Source organism: Dasania sp. GY-MA-18 (assembly GCF_024734385.1).
GTDB lineage: Bacteria > Pseudomonadota > Gammaproteobacteria > Pseudomonadales > Dasaniaceae > Dasania > Dasania phycosphaerae.
In genome coordinates, this window is record NZ_JANHAP010000016.1 from 52,996 (window position 1) to 71,390 (window position 18,395).

The 18,395-nt window shown below is 48.4% G+C and carries 17 protein-coding genes; 8 read left to right on the forward strand and 9 right to left on the reverse strand.

All coding sequences use genetic code 11. The features are described 5' to 3' along the window. Positions 1–63: 63 nt before the first annotated feature. On the reverse strand, positions 64–1,083 hold the full coding sequence (locus NO559_RS15910; RefSeq protein ID WP_258332867.1) for an MsnO8 family LLM class oxidoreductase: 1,020 nt from the start codon (positions 1,081–1,083) through the stop codon (positions 64–66). 189 nt (positions 1,084–1,272) lie between these two features. Then, positions 1,273–2,508 (reverse strand): p-hydroxyphenylacetate 3-hydroxylase oxygenase component, encoded by a 1,236-nt coding sequence (locus tag NO559_RS15915; RefSeq protein ID WP_258332868.1) that lies wholly within the window; start codon positions 2,506–2,508, stop codon positions 1,273–1,275. Positions 2,509–2,648: 140 nt separating this feature from the next. Here NO559_RS15915 and hpaA point away from each other — a divergent pair, with 140 nt between their 5' ends. Further along, the gene (hpaA, locus tag NO559_RS15920; RefSeq protein ID WP_258332869.1) at positions 2,649–3,587 is read left to right on the forward strand and encodes a 4-hydroxyphenylacetate catabolism regulatory protein HpaA; all 939 of its coding nucleotides are present in this window, start codon (positions 2,649–2,651) and stop codon (positions 3,585–3,587) included. Between the two features lie 21 nt (positions 3,588–3,608). On the opposite strand, the gene NO559_RS15925 is transcribed toward hpaA, so the two are convergent. From NO559_RS15925 to hpaE, 6 genes are read right to left on the reverse strand one after another with little or no spacing between them, the layout of a single operon-like run. Then, positions 3,609–4,817, reverse strand: a complete 1,209-nt coding sequence (locus NO559_RS15925) for a multidrug effflux MFS transporter (protein WP_258332870.1) — start codon at positions 4,815–4,817, stop codon at positions 3,609–3,611. Between the two features lie 20 nt (positions 4,818–4,837). Beyond that, on the reverse strand, positions 4,838–5,635 hold the full coding sequence (gene hpaI, locus NO559_RS15930) for a 4-hydroxy-2-oxoheptanedioate aldolase (protein ID WP_258332871.1): 798 nt from the start codon (positions 5,633–5,635) through the stop codon (positions 4,838–4,840). Positions 5,636–5,646: 11 nt separating this feature from the next. After that, positions 5,647–6,450, reverse strand: coding sequence for a 2-oxo-hept-4-ene-1,7-dioate hydratase (gene hpaH, locus NO559_RS15935; RefSeq protein ID WP_258332872.1), 804 nt, complete (start codon positions 6,448–6,450; stop codon positions 5,647–5,649). A gap of 1 nt (position 6,451) precedes the next feature. After that, complete coding sequence (locus tag NO559_RS15940) at positions 6,452–6,856, reverse strand: 5-carboxymethyl-2-hydroxymuconate Delta-isomerase (RefSeq protein WP_258332873.1); 405 nt, start codon at positions 6,854–6,856, stop codon at positions 6,452–6,454. 20 nt (positions 6,857–6,876) lie between these two features. Further along, complete coding sequence (gene hpaD, locus NO559_RS15945; RefSeq protein ID WP_258332874.1) at positions 6,877–7,725, reverse strand: 3,4-dihydroxyphenylacetate 2,3-dioxygenase; 849 nt, start codon at positions 7,723–7,725, stop codon at positions 6,877–6,879. A gap of 26 nt (positions 7,726–7,751) precedes the next feature. Beyond that, positions 7,752–9,269: a 5-carboxymethyl-2-hydroxymuconate semialdehyde dehydrogenase gene (gene hpaE / locus NO559_RS15950; protein ID WP_258332875.1), complete on the reverse strand. Its 1,518-nt coding sequence runs from the start codon at positions 9,267–9,269 to the stop codon at positions 7,752–7,754. A 201-nt stretch (positions 9,270–9,470) separates the two neighbouring features. Here hpaE and NO559_RS15955 point away from each other — a divergent pair, with 201 nt between their 5' ends. The 7 genes from NO559_RS15955 to NO559_RS15985 all read left to right on the forward strand — a co-directional run bounded on the left by NO559_RS15955 (position 9,471) and on the right by NO559_RS15985 (position 17,191). Beyond that, complete coding sequence (locus NO559_RS15955) at positions 9,471–10,331, forward strand: fumarylacetoacetate hydrolase family protein (RefSeq protein ID WP_258332876.1); 861 nt, start codon at positions 9,471–9,473, stop codon at positions 10,329–10,331. Beyond that, positions 10,331–10,771 (forward strand): homoprotocatechuate degradation operon regulator HpaR, encoded by a 441-nt coding sequence (gene hpaR / locus NO559_RS15960; protein ID WP_258332877.1) that lies wholly within the window; start codon positions 10,331–10,333, stop codon positions 10,769–10,771. Before NO559_RS15955 ends, hpaR begins: the two co-directional genes overlap by 1 nt. Further along, positions 10,764–12,236: an NAD-dependent succinate-semialdehyde dehydrogenase gene (locus NO559_RS15965; RefSeq protein ID WP_258332878.1), complete on the forward strand. Its 1,473-nt coding sequence runs from the start codon at positions 10,764–10,766 to the stop codon at positions 12,234–12,236. Before hpaR ends, NO559_RS15965 begins: the two co-directional genes overlap by 8 nt. Before the next feature lie 51 nt (positions 12,237–12,287). Continuing rightward, complete coding sequence (locus NO559_RS15970; protein ID WP_258332879.1) at positions 12,288–13,625, forward strand: MFS transporter; 1,338 nt, start codon at positions 12,288–12,290, stop codon at positions 13,623–13,625. A 41-nt stretch (positions 13,626–13,666) separates the two neighbouring features. After that, positions 13,667–14,143: a flavin reductase family protein gene (locus NO559_RS15975; RefSeq protein ID WP_258332880.1), complete on the forward strand. Its 477-nt coding sequence runs from the start codon at positions 13,667–13,669 to the stop codon at positions 14,141–14,143. Between the two features lie 169 nt (positions 14,144–14,312). After that, positions 14,313–14,906 (forward strand): NUDIX hydrolase, encoded by a 594-nt coding sequence (locus NO559_RS15980; RefSeq protein WP_258332881.1) that lies wholly within the window; start codon positions 14,313–14,315, stop codon positions 14,904–14,906. A 50-nt stretch (positions 14,907–14,956) separates the two neighbouring features. Further along, entirely contained in the window at positions 14,957–17,191 is a 2,235-nt protein-coding gene (locus NO559_RS15985) for a tetratricopeptide repeat protein (protein WP_258332882.1), read from the forward strand. Positions 17,192–17,219: 28 nt separating this feature from the next. On the opposite strand, the gene NO559_RS15990 is transcribed toward NO559_RS15985, so the two are convergent. After that, positions 17,220–18,296: a sulfatase-like hydrolase/transferase gene (locus NO559_RS15990; RefSeq protein WP_258332883.1), complete on the reverse strand. Its 1,077-nt coding sequence runs from the start codon at positions 18,294–18,296 to the stop codon at positions 17,220–17,222. Positions 18,297–18,395: the final 99 nt, after the last annotated feature.

Genomic DNA, 18,395 nt, shown 5'->3' on the forward strand with positions numbered 1-18,395 from the left:
AAAGCCTAAAGCCTTACACGCCCGGTGTTCTATACCGGGCGCTTCTTTTTTAAAACAACTCAATCAAAAAATCTCAAAAGACTGCGCCAGTAACTCATAGCTGCGCAGTCTTTGTTCAAAAGTGTGGGTCACATTCACCACAGATACTTCATCGGCTTGGCAGCTAGCGACTAAGTCTTCTATGCGCTGCCGGCAGGCTTCTCCTGTACCGGCAATAATATCGGCCAGGCATTTATCAAAATAGCCTTTTTCACTGTGCGACATTTTTTTGATGGCATCCATAGTCTGTTGCGGTGAGGGAAAGCCATCGCGTATGCCGTGCATATGAGCCAGCACTTTGGAGTAGGCGCGTATAGAGGCAATTTGCAGGGCTTCTTCGGCGTTGTCGGCACAAACCACTGCTAAGGCGAGCATGGTCTGTGCGGGGTGTTTATGGCCTGCTGCATGATGGGCAGCGCGGTAAGCGTTAAAAATTTTATTGGCGGGCGTGGTGCTATCGATAAACTGTGCCAGTACAAAACCCATGCCCAGTTCACCCGCAAACTGACAGGAGCCGCTGCCTGAGCCCAGCATCCACAAGCTGGGACTGGTGTCGATTTCAGGCGTAACTTTTAATTGGCTGTAAGGGTGATCGGCAGGCATGCTGCCCTGCAGAAAGTGTTGTAAATACTCGGCCTGCTGCGCATAGGTTTGGCCGTGCGCGGCTTGTGCGGGGAAGGCCAGTGCCTGGCTGGCGAGTTCATCGCCACCGGGAGCGCGGCCTATGCCTAGGTCTACGCGATTAGGGTACAGCGCTTCCAGCATGCGAAATTGCTCGGCCACTTTATAGGGGCTGTAATGGGATAACATTACACCGCCAGTGCCCACTCTGATGCGCTGGGTTTGGCTGGCGATATGGGCTATTAAAATTTCTGGGCAGGGGCAGGCAAAAATGCCAGAGTTATGATGCTCGGCCATCCAGTAACGGTGATAGCCCCAGCGCTCACAGGCCTGCGCTAATTTAACGGAAAGTAGCGGTGATTCAGCAGAGCTGGAATTGGCGTGTATAGGGGCTTGATCGGTAACGCTGATACGTAAAGTCATAAGATTAAATTATTTGTTAAAGCGGGTGAAAAAGGCAGGCTAATGGTGACATAAATCTGTTCATACTTCAGCAGCGACTATGGCGCCAATGCTATGAAACAAATGCTTAAACAAAAAAGCCAATGACTTAACTGCTTACGCAATGTTAAGTCATTGGAAAAGGGTTGAACTTCAGGATATGAAAAAAGCTTAGATAACTTTGGGGTCTGGCTCTAAGCCTACCAAGTGCCTGCCGAATATTTGTGCGCACACATCATAATCGGTGTAGGCGTGTGCGGCAGTCATATGAGAATCCCTGAACAAGCGCTGGGCCTCGTTGTGATTAAACCAGGCATTAGCACCGCTGGATTCAAACAGACGATCTACAGCTTGTATGCACATTTTAACGGCGTAGGCCTGGTTGGTCCGCCAGTTAGCTAGTTGGTCGGCGCTGGGTAGTACTTGCGATTTACTTTGTTGAGTAAGGTCGTTCCAGTCTTTTTCCAGTAAGGCTCTGGCGGCATTAACCTGATGACGGGATTCAGCCAAGCGCATATAGGCGGGCACATCTTTGCCAACTTCGGCGCCAGTGTAGGCACGTACGCGGGTTTTACTGCGTACAATAAACCACTTTATCATTTGCTCGGCTATGCCCAAGCTAATCGCCGAGAAACCACAGGCGAAGTAGGGGCGATAGGGTGAGAAAAATATTTCGCTGTCAGGGTATAAACCATAGCCAGAAGATTTTCCTTCCATTAAGGCTTTTGCTGATTCTATGCGGTAGTTGGGTACAAAAACATCGCGTACTTTTAAGGTTTTAGTACCGCTGCCTTTCATAGCACAGGCATACCAGTCATCTATGATTTCATAATCGCTGCGGGGCACTACCGCAAAATGGGTGTGTGGCTCGGGGAAGTGCTCATTGCCTTTGCGTATAAAGCCCAAGATGGCCCACTCGGCATGGTCACAGCCGCTGCTCCAGGTCAGGTCACCGCTAATGCGTATGCCGCCTTCTACTTCTTCAATTTTGCCCAGTGGCGCAACACTGCTGCTAAGAGTGGCTAGTGGGTCTTGGCCCCATACCTCTTCCTGTAATTTGGGTGAAAACAGAGCTAGTTGGTGGCTGTGGGTAGCCAGCAAGCTAGAGGCCCAGGCGGTGCTGGCACAGGCACCAGCCAAGGTGGCAACACATTCGCCAAATTCAGCCAAGGTCACTTCTAGGCCGCCATAGGCTTTAGGTTGAAACGCTCTGGTAAAGCCGATTTTTTTAAGAAGTTCGATGTTTTCTTTGGGAACCTTGCGCTCTTCTTCGGCCAGCTGCGCATTGTTGGCAATAATTGGCAGTATGACCTGTACTTTTTCAGTGAGTGATTGACAGGCATCGAGATTCGATGCTATTTCTGCCGGTGACGTGGTGGCTGCTGTATTTTCTGTTTTAGTATTCATTTTAAGCCCTTCTGTAACCTGTAGTTGGTCTGTTTGGTTACTATAATCTGCCAGTGTAGAGGATTAATCCATAGACAAACTTAGCAAAAACTTGTACTTTTTGTAGTTGTGTACTCCTAGATGAAAGTAGGCCTTAAGTGATGGCTAACCCCAGTAAACCACCATTGATACCCAATATAGACATAGGAAAAACCTATGATCAGCGCTATAAAGGCGCCGATATTCATGTAGATACCTTAGCTAATCTAGCAGATTTTTTTGGTGCTGATATGCCGGGTCACCGCCATGATCGCTTTTATCAAATTCATTGGCTGAAGTCTGGGGCCGTAAAAGTGCAGCTGGGGGAGCAATCTTATAGCGGCAGCGCGCCGTTGTTTTACTTTACCCCGCCTGCTATTCCGCACTCATTTCAATTGGATGCACAGCCCGCCGGTTTAGTATTAACCGTGCGCAGAGAGGTGGTGCACAGGCTGGTGTCTGGCAATGAAGATGCTGCCTTAGAGAGACGTTTTACGGTGCCAGTATTTTCTGAGTTGCACGCCGTAGCAGGTAGCTTGGCTAAGGAGGCCAAGCGTTTTGAGCAGCTAATGGAAATGTTGGCCGAAGAGTTTTTTGAGCGCCGCCCGGGGCGTAAGCATACCTTGCCCGCGCTGGTTAATTTGGTATTGGTTTGTGTGTTTCGCCTGTCGCAGTTGCCAGCCAGGCAGTTGGAGTCGGGGCATGAAGAGATGAAAATTTTTCAATCTTTTCATGAGCTCATAGAGAAAAATTATAAAAAACATTGGCCGCTGTCAGAGTATGCGGCAGCTTTAAATGTTTCCCCTAGCCGTTTAGCCGATATCTGTCGACGCCTTTCTGGTGGTTCATCGAAAAGCTTAGTCTACGAGCGGCAAATAGAAGAAGCAAAATGGCAGCTGATTTATACGGCTGAGTCCATCAACGTCATATCTGATGAGCTGGGTTTTAAAGATCCTGCTTATTTTTGTCGTTTTTTCACTAAAAAAACGGGCTCATCCCCCAGAGAGTTTCGCCGTCGCATACTGTCAGGTTTAGATGGCAGTGCTGAGCAAGATGGGTAAACGCGACGAGTTTAGCTAAGCTTATGCGGCCTGTTTGGCCTCAAGCAGACGCCAGAGTGTGTAACAGCTAGCCGAAGCGGCAAAGCCCACAGCGATCATGATGGCCATGGTATAGGGGCTGTAATCGGTAAAGCCGCCAATAATAATTGCAGTAACACCACCCATACCTAGGCTGAATGCGCCAAATAAGGCTGACAGTGTGCCTGTGCGGCTGGGTAGATACTGTAAGCCTAGAGCCACATAGTTGGGGCGTATTGCACCGCAGGGCAATAAACAAAACCACAGCGTAATAACCACTAGCAGTAGCTGCTCTGGATTGTGTTTAGTTAGATACAGCAATAGGGCGCTACTACAAGCGGCCAGTATTAAACCGCCAGTAATAATCTTGTGGGTACCCAGCTTGGCGACATAGTGTTTACTCAGCCACGACCCCGCCAAAATTCCGCTGGCCATCAGTGAAAAAAGCAGGCCGTAGTGCTGGGCGCTAAGCGCATAGTAATGACTAAAAATGCGGGCAGAGCCAGTGACAAACGTCAGCAAAGAGATGGACGCTGCAATCTCGGCAAACAGCAACAGCATCACAGATTTATTTAAGCAAGTTTCCCAGTAGCCCTTAACAATATTAAACGGGTGTATGCTTTGGCGCTTTTCCGGTGGATGGGTTTCTTTTATCCACAAGTGGGCGGCGACTATGCATATGAGGCCGTAGATTGTTAGGGTGTAAAAGGTGGCGGGCCAGGGGCCAAACAACAGTATTAAGCCACCGATGGTTGGCGCAATAAGAGGGCCGATCTGTATCACCGTCATGACCCCGGCCATGGCTCTGGCGGTTTCTTCGCCTTGGGTGCAATCGCGAATAATTGCCCGCGATGTTACCGCTGCCGCACAGCCACCTAGGGCCTGTAGCAGGCGATTGGCAATGAGAAAATTAATATCGCTGCTTAGCGCGCATAGCAAGCTAGAGGCGGTATAAATATATAAACCAGCCAGTAATACTGGTCGCCTGCCTAAGCTATCTGAGAGTGGCCCAAAAAATAATTGGCCAAAACCATAACCTAAAAAGAATATACCTAGCGTCAGCTGTACCTGATCTTGGCGAGCGCTCAAAGACTCGGCCATGCTGGCGGTGGCGGGCAAATAAATATCGGTAGAAATTGCTGCTAGGGCCGATAGGGCACCTAGCAGAATGATAAGGCTAAAAGAAATACTGTTAGCCGCGACGCTATGCATGGGTTTTGGCATTGCTGAATTTAATAACCGGCTAGTGGTTGATCGTTGTCAGAGTCTATAAAGCGGCTGGCCAATTGGCGGGTAGCATTACTTAGCAGGGCGGCATCTACTCCTACGCCTACAAAGCTAGCTCCTTTTTCCACATAGGCTTTGGCTAGAGCTTCATCTACAGCGAGTACACCGGCGGCTTTGCCAGCAGCCAAGATGGTTTTAAACCCTGCCTCTATAGCGCTAACTACCTCGGGGTGCCCAGGGTTACCTATATGGCCCATGGAGGCTGATAAATCAGAAGGGCCTATAAAAACACCATCGACGCCATCAACGGCAACGATTTCCTCCAGGTTTTTCATGGCGGTGGTGGTTTCTGCCTGCACGATAAGGCAGATCTCTTTATTGGCGTGTTCTAGGTAGCCGTTCACACGATTCCAGCGCGCGGCTCTGGCCATAGAGGTGCCTAAACCGCGTATGCCCTCTGGCGGGTAGCGTACGGCTTGCACTAACTGTTTAGCTTGTTCTGCAGTATCTACCATGGGGATAAGCAGGGTTTGCGCACCTACATCCAGCAGTTGTTTTAACAGTGCGGTGCTGCCTTCGGCGGGCCTGACAATGGCGGGAACTTTATAAGGCTCTATTGCTGATAAATGGTTTTGCACATCGCGCACGCTATAAGGGGCGTGCTCGGCATCTATCAATAGCCAATCAAAGCCGGCACCGGCACCAATCTCGGCGCAGATAGTGTCGGGCAGGCCCAGCCATAAACCGAATTGGGCTTTACCGCTACTGAGGCGGCGTTTGAATTGATTTAAAGGTAAATCCATAGCAGCCTCTCTTATACAAAGCGGCAGGCGATGCCGCCCAGTGGGCCGTAATCGGCATGTACGGTATCACCGGCTTTAACGGGGATGGGCCTGGTGAATGAGCCTGATAAAATCACTTGCCCAGGCTCCAGTGCTATACCGTGTGGTGCAAAGCGCTTGGCTACCCAGCATATACCATTGGCGGGGTGATTGAGCACGCCAGCGGCTAAGCCAGTTTCTTCCAGCACACCGTTTAAGTAAAACAGCGAACCGCACCAGCGTAAATCCATTTCCGTGGGTTTGATGGGGCGGCCACCCATAATAATGCCGGCGTTGGCAGCGTTATCAGAAATAGTGTCTAACACGGTGCGGGTATAGCCCGTTTCGGGGTGTACGCGGTGGCTGCGTGCCGCAATAATTTCTAGGGCGGGTACTACATAATCGGTGGCGTTAAGCACGTCAAAAATCGTAACGTTTTCGCCTTCCAATCTATCTTTTAATACAAAGGCCAGTTCCACTTCTATGCGTGGGTCACAAAATTGTGAGACGTCTATATCTATGCCGTCGGCAAAAACCATATCATCCAACAGCACGCCGTAATCGGGTTCGTTGATTTTCATGGCGTCTTGCATGGCGCGTGAGGTCAAGCCAATTTTATAACCGACAATGCGGTGGCCGTTGGCAATTTTTTTATCTACCCATTGTTTTTGTATGGCGTAGGCGTCATCCATGGTCATATTGGGGTGGGTGAGGGTGACGGGGTCTATTTGCTTACGATTAATTTCAGCCTGGTAAAGGTCATCGGCAGCTTGTTGTATCTCTTGTTCATTTAGCATGTCATTTCTCTTGGGCTGACTCTAGTGATAGGTGTTCACGTAAGTTATTTAAATTATATTTCAGGACCTCAGGCAGTTCGTTCAATTCGAAAGAAATACCCAGGCCCTGTTGTTGCTGTATAGGTGCCAAGTGTTCGCTTAGTACCTTAAAAAAAGCCTGCGCGGAAGACTGTTTTTCTTCATCGCTGCGGCCAGCACCTATCTTCACTTGTAAGTGAAGAAAGGCATAATTAGGGTTGCCATTGGCTACCCTAAACTTGTCACAACGATGCGCGCGGCTGCGTATGCCAGCCAGCGGATACAGCCCTGTGTCCAGGGCGGCGTTGTGTAATTTTTCAAACAGCTGATCTAAGGCGAGTAGCTCGTCATCGATATTGCTGGAATGTTCAAGTATAAAGTGAGGCATATCCCCTCCGCGTTGCTGGGTTAGGTTAGAGGGAATACGGCGTTAACTTGGCCTGTGCCTGAGCTGGCAAAGTACTCGCCTAAAATCTCAGCCTTGCCTTGGTATTTATCCCAGCCCAACATGCCTAATAGCATGGCGGTGTCGTGCATGCCGCCTTCGCCGTGACAGGTTTCGTTATATGTGCCTAGCATATCGGTAAAGGTTTTCCACTGGCCTTGCTGCCACAAGTTTAAAACATGCAGGTCGACCTGACGGTAAAACTCATCGCTGATTTCAAACATGCTTTCTTTAGCCGAGCCATTGTCGTTAAAACGGTGCGATAAAGAGCCGCTGGCTAATACCATGACTTTGCTGTCACTTTTTTCTATGGCTTCTTTAACGGCTTCGCCAAAACGGCGTGATTCTTCGTGGGTATGCCAGGCACACCAGCCAGCTATAGAAACCACTTTAAAGTGTGAGTCTTCATTCATATAACGGCAGGGTACTAGGGTGCCGTATTCTAATTCCAGCGAATCAACTTCGTGAGCCAGAGTGTTAACCCCTTTGGCATTGGCGCACTCAGCAATTAATCGACCCAGCTCGGGGTTGCCGGAATAGCTGTATTCCATATCTTTAATAAAGTGCGGCAATTCATTACTGGTGTAAATGCCTTTAAAGGCGCTGTTGCAGTTAATGTGGTAGCCCGCATTAACCAACCAGTGCACATCAAACACCACTATAGTATCTACACCTAATTCACGCGCGCGACGGCTTAATTCTTTGTGGCCGGCTATAGCTTGGTCACGACAGCCTTGGTGTGGCCCTGGCAGCTCTGATATATACATAGATGGTACATGTGTAATCTTGGCCGCTAATGCAATCTCTCCCATAATCCTATCCTCTTAATACTTTATGACTATCGACCTAAAACTGGAACTTTGTGGGTGCCGTGTGCGATACAAACGTTTTTAGTTTCCATGTAAAAGTCAAAGCTGTAATCACCGCCATCGCGGCCTATGCCAGACATTTTTACGCCGCCAAACGGTGAGGGCAGGTTACGGTTGTTTTCGGAGTTAACCCACAGCATGCCAGCTTCTACATGCTTAGCCATGCGCATGGCACGACCGGTGTCATTGGTCCAGATGTAACCAGATAAGCCATAGATGGTGTCATTGGCAATGCTGATGGCCTGCTCTTCGGTATCGAAGGGGATGGCGGTTAATACTGGGCCAAAGATTTCTTCCTGAGCTATGCGCATGCTGTTATTGGCATCGGTAAACAGCGTGGGCGCTACGTAGTTGCCAGCGCCTAAATCTGTTCTGCGCTCACCGCCAACTGCAATGGTGGCGCCGTCATCTTTGGCTATGTCCATATAGCTCATAACTTTTTCAAAGTGACCGGTATGTACCAGTGGGCCCACTTCGGTGCTAGGGTCCAAGGGGTGGCCAACTTTTAGGTTTTGAACGCGTTTTTCCAGAGCGGCTAAAAACTTCTCTTTAATACCGTTTTGGATTAGCAGGCGGCTTGAAGAGGTGCAGCGCTGGCCGTTAAGGCTGTAAATCATAAACACAACTGCATCTAGGGCGCGATCAAAGTCGGCATCGTCAAAGACGATAACCGGGTTTTTACCACCCAGTTCAAAATGTACCCGCTTCAAGGTTTCTGCGCCCTGGCGCATGATGTGGCTGCCGGTAGCGCCTTCGCCAACTAGAGCGATGGCCTTAATGGCAGGGTGCTCGGTAAGGCGTTTGCCTGCAACTTCACCAAAGCCATTGACTGTGTTCCAGACGCCATCGGGTATACCAGCTTCGCGGGCAATTTCGGCGAGTAACATGCCGGTTAGTGGTGTTAGCTCGGCGGGTTTGTGCACTATGGTGCAGCCAGCAGCTAGGGCGGGGGCTATCTTCCAAGTGGCTAGCATAAAGGGCGTGTTCCAGGGGGTAATAATTCCCACGGGGCCCATAGGAGTGCGCATGGTGAAATTGGTGTGCTCGTCTTGGTGTAAGGCCTGGCCGTTTTGGGCCTCGGGCGCTTTATCGGCAAAAAAGCGGAAATTAGCTGCGCCACGTATGGCTGCTTGTTTCATAAAGCGTATAGGTTGGCCGCAATCCATGGACTCAACCAGGGCAATCTCGTCGGCACGTTCTACAATTTTATCGGCAAAGTGGTTGAGCAGTTTTTTGCGCTCAGCACCGGGCATGTCGCGCCAGGCGGGGAAGGCTTTTTCTGCGGCTTCGCAGGCTAGGTCTACATCGGCGGCGGTGCCTATTACCACGTCACCCAAGGAGCTGTTATCAGATGGGGTGACATTGATGTAAGTCTTTGAATCGGCAGGTAGATAGGGCTGACCATTGATGTGGTGGCCGGTGGTGTTGGCTTTAAAGCGGGCTAAAAATTTTTCGGCGTTAGCAGTATTTTCATCGAAAGTTGACATGTGAGGCTCCGTGTTTACTGACGTAGGTATGTAACATGTTAAGTATTATAGGGCCCAGCTTATGGAAATGTAAATCGATTTGTCGCTATTTTTGCCTTTTAATAGCCATGGCTTTGGTTTATTATGCATAACATGTTAACTAAATTTAAGGGTTGGCTGGGCTGCTGGCCTACCAGTCGTGGCTATAGTGGAGAAGAGTAGATGAAATTTTTAAGCTTTGAGAAAGATGGTAAGCAATCTTGGGGTGCGCTCAAGGATGACGGCATAGTCGATCTGGGCAGCCGAGTTGATGGTGATCTGCATGAGGTATTAAAGCAGGGCAAGCTAGAGGCCATGAAGCAAATGGCAGCTGAGTTGGCGGCGGATTTTTCCGCTGAGGGTATTAAGTATCTAGCCCCTATCACGGCGCCTGAAAAAATTGCCTGTGTAGGGGTTAACTACGCCAACCGCAATGCTGAGTATAAAGACGGCTCTGAAGCGCCCAAATACCCCAGCTTATTTATACGCACCCCCGATTCATTAACTGGCCATGATCTGCCCTTAATACGGCCGCCAGAATCTCATCAATTAGATTACGAAGGTGAAATTGTATTAATCATAGGTAAAGAGGGGCGCCGTATTGCAGAAGAAGATGCCTACGATCATATTGCCGGTATAACCATTATGAATGAAGGCACATTGCGCGATTGGGTACGCCACGCCAAGTTTAATGTGACCCAAGGTAAAAACTTTGTGCACTCAGGTTCTATAGGCCCGTGGATGGTTACTATGGACGAGTTTACTGAGCAACAATTAGAAAATATGCGCGTCACTACCCGTGTTAATGGCGAGGTTCGTCAAGACGACACCACAGCCAGTATGATGTTTCCTTTCAAATATATTATTAGTTATTTTTCCAAATTCTTTCACCTTAAGCCCGGTGACGTGATTGCTACAGGTACACCTAACGGTGCCGGTGCGCGTTTTGAGCCGCCTATTTATTTGGTGCCTGGCGATGTGGTAGAGGTAGAGGTAGAAGGTGTAGGTGTTTTATCTAACGGGATTGCTGACGAGGTTTTGTAATGAACAAAGCTAAGCTCCGAGGGTTTAATCGCTCCTTGCCTATGTCACTATTAAGGGCGCGTGAGGCAGTAATGAAAAAATTTGCTCCTTCTTTGAAGGAGCATAATCTTTCTGCTCAGCAGTGGCGGGTAATTAGGGCGTTAAAAGAGGAGGACGGTTTAGATATGTCTGAGCTGTCTGAGCGTTGTTATTTATTAATGCCCAGCCTGTCTAGGATTGTTCAAAATTTGGTGGTGCGCGGCTTAGTAGTGCGCAAACTGGTCGAAGGTGATCAGCGCCGTTCTGCCATTGTTATTACTGATGAAGGCATAAAGCTGTTTAATATCATTGCGCCTAAATCAGCTGAGCGATATGAATATATTGCGGAAAAATTTGGCCCGGGAAAGTTAGAACTGCTGTACGAGCTATTAGACGAATTAGTTGAAAAGATTGATGAATAGCTCTATAGGCACAGGCTTGAATAAGCCGTTAGTAAAAAGCGGCAGTTATATTAATGGCTGTTGGCTGGCTAGCGGTGAGCAGCGCTTGGCGGTAACCAACCCCGCCACGGGTGAATTGCTCACTAATCTAAGCTCGGCAACAGCTGCCGATGCTGAGGACGCAGTGGCCGCTGCTACAGCGGCATTGCCAGCCTGGCGCGAAATGCCCGCAAAAGCGCGTGCGCAATTATTGCGTCGCTGGTTTGATTTAATTATAGAAAACAAAAAACAACTGGCCGAAATACTTAGTGCTGAGCAGGGTAAACCTTTAGCGGAAGCCGAATCAGAAGTTGTTTATGGCGCCGCTAGCATAGAGTGGTTTGCGGAAGAGGCAAAACGCGTATATGGCGATATTATTCCTGCGCCTAGTGGTGACAAACGCTTAGTGGTTATTAAACAGCCTGTTGGTGTGGTATCGGCTATTACGCCCTGGAATTTTCCCAGCGCTATGATTACCCGTAAAGCGGCACCAGCCCTAGCCGCCGGTTGCAGTTTTATTGTAAAAGCTTCAGAGGAAACACCGTTGTCGGCTTTAGCGCTGGCGGCTTTGTCACAACAAGCCGGTATACCCGCAGGAGTTTTTAATGTGTTGGTTAGCCAGCGTGCAGTAGAAATTGGCGAAGTGCTAACCCGTGATAGTCGCATACATAAATTCTCTTTCACTGGGTCTACGGCGGTAGGCAAATTATTATTAAAACAATGTGCCGATACAGTTAAAAAAACGTCTATGGAGCTGGGCGGCAATGCCCCTTTTATAGTTTTTAAGGATGCAGATATTGATGCAGCCGTTAAAGGCTTGCTGTATTCAAAGTTTCGCAATGCCGGGCAAACCTGTGTTTGTACCAATAGAGTGTTAGTGCAGTCCGAGGTTTACGAGCGCTTTATTGCCAAACTAGTGCCGGCTGTGCGTGCTTTAAAGATGGGTGCCGGTGACGATGCCAGTACTCAGATAGGCCCTTTGATTAATGAACGAGCAGTGCTATCTGTGGCGCAAAAGGTTAACCATGCTTTAGCAATGGGGGCCAAGCTATTAACCGGTGGCTGCAAATCTTCGCTGGGCGATTGTTTTTATACACCAACCGTATTGGCCAATGTCACACCGGCCATGGAAGTGTTTAATAGCGAAATATTTGGGCCGGTATTACCAGTAATTAAATTTGACACCGAGCAGCAGGCTATAGACTTGGCTAATAATACCCAAGCGGGTTTGGCCAGTTATATATACAGCCGTGATATAGGGCGTATATGGCGGTTAGCTGAGGCTTTGGAATATGGCATGGTAGGCATTAATGATGCAGAAATTTCCAATGAAGTGGCGCCTTTTGGTGGTGTTAAAGAGTCAGGCATGGGCAGAGAGGGGTCAAAATACGGTATAGAGGATTATTTAGAAATTAAATACCTTTGTATGGGCGGCCTCAATAACTGATCGCTATAGCTAACACCAGCCATAGGCTAAATAATAATCTTAGGTGAAACCATGACAGCACAGTGCGCAAACTTTTCAGTTAAAGATGTTATTGATAATGGCAGGGTGAGTTATCAGCAGCTATTGGTGGTTTTTCTCTGTTTAGTTTTTAACATGCTGGATGGTTTTGATATTACTGCCATGGCGGTTACTGCTAATGCGGTAGGCATAGAAATGCAGATAGCTGAGGATAAGCTGGGCTTGGTATTTAGCTTTTCATTAGCGGGTATGATGCTGGGGGCGATGTTTTTGGCCTCTTTCTCCGATGTGTTTGGCCGCCGCACACTGGTGATACTTTGTTTATTTGTGATTGGCTTATCGGTGCTGGCAACTGCGTATGCCAATAGCTTAGCCGCGTTAATAGCCTTGCGATTTATTAGTGGCCTAGGGGCCGGTGCTATGCTGGCCAGCCAGGCAACACTGGCATCGGAATATAGCGCCAATAAATACCGAGCATTAGCTGTAGCAGTAGTAACTGCTGGTTATCCTTTGGGGGCCATGATGACCGGATTAGTTGCCGGTTATATAGTGCCAGACTTTGGCTGGCGCGGCATGTTTATATTAGGTGGCGTGGTGACCTTGGCTATGGCGGTATTAGCCTGTTTATTATTGCCAGAATCGTTACAGTTTTTATGTGAAAAAAGGCCGCCAAATGCCTTGTTAAAAGTGAATAAAATATTAGCCAGGTTTTCTGTAGCGCCTCTGACACAGCTACCCGAAATAGATAAGACTACAGCCACTATGGCTGGCACTGGTCGCGATAGCGTGCTTAGCAATATGTCTAAATTGTTGGCGCTAGAGTATCGCAGCAAAACATTGATTTTATGGTCCTCATTTTTTATGTGTGTTTGCAGCATGTATTTTTTAATGAGCTGGACCCCCAAGCTTATGGTGAATGCTGGTTATAGTGCGCAAATAGGCAACTATGCATTTTCATTATTTAATTTTGGAGGTGTGCTGGGTATTTTCATATTAGGTGCATTGGCCACGCGTTGGATGTTAACCACCCTGGTGTGTTTGTTTTCACTGTCGGCATTTTCCTTGATGCTGTTATTTGCCTTAGCACCAGCTAATACCACTGTATTACTGGCGTTGATTTTTTTAATTGGTGTCACCCTGCAAGGTGGCTTTACCGGTTTGTATGCCACAGCGGCCAAACTATACCCAACAAAAATTCGCAGCACCGGTGTTGGTTGGGCCATAGGTTTGGGGCGTTTAGGTGCTGTATTCGGGCCTGCTATAGCCGGTTATATGATTGCCTCACAGGTGACTATGGCGATGAGTTTTATGGTTTTCGCCGTGCCCATGTTAATTAGTGGCCTGCTAGCTTATTGCCTGCGCATACGTTAATTCATTATTGAAGACAGTTGTTTTATTAAGAGAGAGTTATTATGAGTTTTGATCCATTAGTATTTAGAAAAGCTTTGGGTAAATTCCCTACGGGTGTTTGCGTGGTGGCTGCTGAGCCCGAAGGTGAAGCGCCTTTTGGCATGACCATTAATTCATTTTCTTCAGTGTCACTAGATCCACCTTTGGTGCTGTGGAGCATACAAAATAATTCTGAGTGTTTTCCTCTGTTCGAAAAGGCGGCGACTTTCAGCATTAATATTTTGGCTGACGATCAGCAGGATATCTCCAATACCTATGCCAAAAAGGGCTCTCATGAGTTGGCGGCTGAACATTTTCATATGGGTGCAGCCAATATGCCGGTTATTAATGGTGCTATAGCTAGTTTTGAATGTAAGGTATGGGCCCGGTATCCCGGTGGTGATCATGTTATTTTAGTGGGCGAAGTCGTTGAGATGGAAGAGGGCGAGCTGAAAAAGCCTATATTGTTCCACGATGGTGCTTACGGCAATATAGCTTAATAGCTTCTTTTTTTGGCGGCCATAGTGGCCGCTATTGCTGCTTAGTGGTAGCCCTGCTGGCTACACACGCTGCGATTAAATAGGCTATTATGGCATTAGCTTTAGTAGCCTAATCGTAATAATTGTCGGTAGGCTAGGTATAAGCTTTTCAGCAGCTAGGAGCTTGTAAATGAGCGCACACAAAATGATGAAGTATTGCTGTTACTGTGGCGCTGAGCTGTGCCTGCAGCAGATCGCAGGCGATATACAGCCGCGCCTATGGTGTGGGCAGTGTCAGCATGTACACTACCAAAACCCTACCATTATGGTTGCGGCCTTTTTATATTGCGGCGATAAACTTTTTTGGACTCAACGCGGTATAGAGCCCTGCAAAGGTAAGTGGGCCTTTCCTGCTGGCTTTGTCGAGTGTGGTGAATCGCTGCAACAAGCCGCCGCCAGGGAGCTAGAAGAAGAAACCGGTATCCAAATTAAACCCTCGGCTATGATCCCCATGAGCATAAGCTCCATCATCCCTATAGATCAGGCTTATATGGTTTTTCGCTCGGCTTGTGATACTGAGTTACTCGCTCAAACCACTGAGGAAACGCTAGACTACGGCTGGTTTTCTCGCGCTGACGCACCTTGGGATAAAATGGCGCACGAAGATTCTAAGCCCTTGGTAGAGCAGGTTTACAGCGCTATAGAGAATAATGACTTTTTTATACGCATAGGCAAGATGGATTTAACAGGCAACTGCCACCAGTGCTATTCATTAAAACCATAAAAATAATCAAGGCTTGCGGGGATAGTCTGTTGGTTGTATTTTGGCCTGGTATGGCCACTTTTTGTTTTCTATTTTTTTTATGTTTTGGCCATTTAGCGGCAGCCGATGAGGCTGGTGATTATGTAGGCAGCCAGCAATGTGCTGCCTGCCACCAACAGGCTTTTGCGGATTGGCAGGGCTCACACCATCAGCAAGCTATGCAGCATGCCAGTAAACTCACAGTATTGGGTGATTTCAATAATAGCGAGTTTAGCTATAACGGCATACGCTCTACTTTTTATAAAAAAGGTGAGAGCTTTTGGGTTAAAACCGATGGTGCTGATGGTAGCTTGCAGGATTTTAAAATTGCCTACACCTTTGGGGTGCACCCGCTGCAACAATACTTAATTGCCTTTGATGATGGCCGCTTGCAAGCCTTATCTATCGCTTGGGATAGCCGCAGTGTGGAGCAGGGCGGGCAGCGCTGGTTTCATCTTTACCCAAACGAACAAGTTAGCCATCAAGATGCTTTGCACTGGACTAGGCAGTCGCAAAACTGGAACAGCCAGTGTGCGGAATGCCATTCCACCAACTTGCAAAAAAACTATCAGCCTGCGAGCAATAGCTATCAAACCACTTGGTCAGAAATTAGCGTGGGCTGTGAAAGCTGCCACGGCCCCGGCGCTGCACATATACAGTGGAGTAAGCAACAAAGCGCTGCTGTTAAGAGCAAAGGATTAACAGCTCATTTAGACCAAGCAGCGCAATGGCAGCGCCACCCCAAAGCGGCTACAGCCCATATAAGTCGTATGCAGGGGGAGGCAGGAGATAGCGCTGCAAATAATAGCCAAATTGATCATTGTGGCCGTTGTCACTCCCGTCGCAGCTCGCTACATAGCGATAATAAAAGCGCCAGCTTTTCTGAGCAGTTACTCGATAGCCACATGCTCTCATTAATTGAGTCATCGCTGTATTATGCCGATGGCCAGATTAAAGAAGAGGTGTTTGTGCATGGCTCTTTTTTACAAAGCAAAATGCATCAGCGCGGGGTGGTGTGCAGTAACTGCCATAACCCCCACAGCCTGCAATTAAAACAACAGGGCAATGCACTGTGCGCGCAATGCCATAACCCCGCAAGCTTTGATAGCCCCGAGCATCATCACCATGTGGCAGATAGCAGCGGTGGCCAGTGTGTCAATTGCCATATGCCAGAGACCACCTATATGGTGGTAGACCCCAGGCGCGATCACAGCCTGAGAGTGCCCAGGCCGGATATTTCCCTGCAGCTGGCGCTGCCTAATGCCTGTAACCAATGCCACCAGGATAAAAGCGTCGCTTGGGCGGCAGCTGCCTTTAAGCAATGGTACCCCGACCGAATTAAGCAATCGCATTTTGCCTACGCTTTTAACGCGGCTGATCAGTTACAGCCCCTAGCAGTGCCCAAGTTGGCGGCACTGGCTGCGGATTCTAGCCAAGCTGTTATTATCAGGGCATCGGCGTTGCAGCGCTTAAGTGCTTATCAGGATCAATACAGTATCAACACGGCGCTGACTTTATTGGCCGCGCCGCAGCCCTTAATTAGAGTGGCAGCCTTACAGGTGCTGGCAGCCATGCCCCTAGAGCAGCGTATAGGCCCAGTATGGCCGCTGTTATCCGACCCTATCAAAGCTGTTAGATTAGAGGCGACGCGTTTACTAGCCGCCGCTACTGTGCCCACAGCGCTATCAACGGCGCTTACTGAGCCGCAGCGGCAGCAGTTACAGCAGGCGGTTGCCGATTATCTCGCTATGGCTAACAGCCATGCGGATAGCCCCAACGGCCAGCTGCAATTGGCTGCTATATATGAGCAGTTAGACCAGGCTGCTAAAGCCAAGCAGGCTTATCAACATGCGCTGCTATTAGAGCCTGATTTTATTCCCGCTTTAATCAATTTTGCCGACTGGTATAGAGCGCAAGGGCAGGATGAACTGGCCTTACCCCTGCTACTAAAAAGTCTGAATCTGTCGCCCACTAATGCGGATGTGCATTTTTCTTTAGGTTTATTGTATATACGGCTAAACCAACGGCAGCAGGCGCTAAACCATGTGCAACAGGCTGCTGAGTTAGCCCCAAGGGTGGCGCATTATAGTTATGTTTATGGCGTTGTGCTGTTTGATATGGGCCAGTCCGAGCTGGCCATAGCGGTGTTAAAAAAGGCGCTGCTGCAACATCCCGGCCACCCCGATATATTGACGGCTTTAGTTAGTTATTTACAGCGCTTGGGCAGGGCGGCAGAGGCCACTGCCTATGCCGCGCAATTACCTTAAGCTACTTTTTCAAAATACTGGTTTAGTTTTAGTAACCGCTAACCCAGTCGGGCAATATCACATTATTTTCTTTGGAATATTGTTGCCACAGCTGCAATAGCTCTTTGAGTTTATCGGGATGACTAGCGGCTAAATCTTTGGTTTCGGCTAAATCAGTTTTTAAGTTATAAAGTTGCCACTGATTACTGCCATAAGGTGGCGGCATGTGTACCAGCTTCCAATCGCCTTTACGTAATGCGCGCTTACCCATCAGTTGTATACCTAGGGTGCGCTCTTTGGCTGCCTTGGGGAGCACGCCATTAGTTAACAGCGAGGTCATGGTAATGCCGGTAATAGGTTCTATCGCTTTGCCTTTATAGTGGCCTTGGGGCGGATTAATGCCCGCGATCTCCAGCAGCGTAGGGGTAATATCTTTAACTGATATCATCTGCTCTTCTATTACTCCACGGCGAAAAGCTGCAGGGTAATGGGCAAAGGCTGCCACGCGAGTGCCGCCCTCGGTGGTAGAACCTTTGTAGTATTTTAGCGCCGGGCTGCTGGCTCTGGCCCAGCCTTCGCCTAAAAATGTGTAGGAGCTGGGTTTACCCATGTTGTCAAAACTAAAGTCGTGGGTTTCATCGATAACTTTTCTGATTTTGGGATAGCCGTCTTTAGGCCAGGTATTGTCGAGGTTGTGGCCTTCGGCACCATTGTCCGATAGAAATATAATAACCGTATTATCAAATAGTTTATTATCCTTTAGGTGCTGGATAATACGGCCAGTGTGGCTATCTATCTCATCGATCATGGCTGCATAAATTTCCATGCGTCGCGCTTCAGTTTTTTGCTCCTTGTTGGTCAGTTCATGCCACGGTGTAATAGAAGGGCTGGCAGCGCTAGCACGACTTTGTTCGGCTAACAGACCCAGTTGTTTTTGTTTGTTTAAGCGCTGTTGGTACAGTGCTTCATAACCGCTGTCATAACGGCCCTTATATTTTTCTATGGTTTTATCCGGTGCTTGTATAGGCCAGTGGGGAGCAGTGTAGGCGAGGTAAGCAAAAAAAGGCTTGTCTTGAGTTTGGCTTTCTTTAATGTTTTTGTCCCGTCCTGAAATAGGTTTACACATTGAGGACCTATTAATGGACAACTCTACACCTAAACGCCGGAAGCGCACTCAGCGCGATTACAACTTGGGCTTTAAATTAGCCGTAGTCGAACAGATCGA

What these genes read in the sequence shown, in the direction of transcription:
- NO559_RS15910 (WP_258332867.1), bottom strand. Translation starts at nt 1,083, where the DNA reads ATGACTTTACGTATCAGCGTTACCGATCAAGCCCCTATACACGCCAAT.
- NO559_RS15915 (WP_258332868.1), bottom strand. Translation starts at nt 2,508, where the DNA reads ATGAATACTAAAACAGAAAATACAGCAGCCACCACGTCACCGGCAGAA.
- hpaA (WP_258332869.1), top strand. Translation starts at nt 2,649, where the DNA reads ATGGCTAACCCCAGTAAACCACCATTGATACCCAATATAGACATAGGA.
- NO559_RS15925 (WP_258332870.1), bottom strand. Translation starts at nt 4,817, where the DNA reads ATGCATAGCGTCGCGGCTAACAGTATTTCTTTTAGCCTTATCATTCTG.
- hpaI (WP_258332871.1), bottom strand. Translation starts at nt 5,635, where the DNA reads ATGGATTTACCTTTAAATCAATTCAAACGCCGCCTCAGTAGCGGTAAA.
- hpaH (WP_258332872.1), bottom strand. Translation starts at nt 6,450, where the DNA reads ATGCTAAATGAACAAGAGATACAACAAGCTGCCGATGACCTTTACCAG.
- NO559_RS15940 (WP_258332873.1), bottom strand. Translation starts at nt 6,856, where the DNA reads ATGCCTCACTTTATACTTGAACATTCCAGCAATATCGATGACGAGCTA.
- hpaD (WP_258332874.1), bottom strand. Translation starts at nt 7,725, where the DNA reads ATGGGAGAGATTGCATTAGCGGCCAAGATTACACATGTACCATCTATG.
- hpaE (WP_258332875.1), bottom strand. Translation starts at nt 9,269, where the DNA reads ATGTCAACTTTCGATGAAAATACTGCTAACGCCGAAAAATTTTTAGCC.
- NO559_RS15955 (WP_258332876.1), top strand. Translation starts at nt 9,471, where the DNA reads ATGAAATTTTTAAGCTTTGAGAAAGATGGTAAGCAATCTTGGGGTGCG.
- hpaR (WP_258332877.1), top strand. Translation starts at nt 10,331, where the DNA reads ATGAACAAAGCTAAGCTCCGAGGGTTTAATCGCTCCTTGCCTATGTCA.
- NO559_RS15965 (WP_258332878.1), top strand. Translation starts at nt 10,764, where the DNA reads ATGAATAGCTCTATAGGCACAGGCTTGAATAAGCCGTTAGTAAAAAGC.
- NO559_RS15970 (WP_258332879.1), top strand. Translation starts at nt 12,288, where the DNA reads ATGACAGCACAGTGCGCAAACTTTTCAGTTAAAGATGTTATTGATAAT.
- NO559_RS15975 (WP_258332880.1), top strand. Translation starts at nt 13,667, where the DNA reads ATGAGTTTTGATCCATTAGTATTTAGAAAAGCTTTGGGTAAATTCCCT.
- NO559_RS15980 (WP_258332881.1), top strand. Translation starts at nt 14,313, where the DNA reads ATGAGCGCACACAAAATGATGAAGTATTGCTGTTACTGTGGCGCTGAG.
- NO559_RS15985 (WP_258332882.1), top strand. Translation starts at nt 14,957, where the DNA reads ATGGCCACTTTTTGTTTTCTATTTTTTTTATGTTTTGGCCATTTAGCG.
- NO559_RS15990 (WP_258332883.1), bottom strand. Translation starts at nt 18,296, where the DNA reads ATGTGTAAACCTATTTCAGGACGGGACAAAAACATTAAAGAAAGCCAA.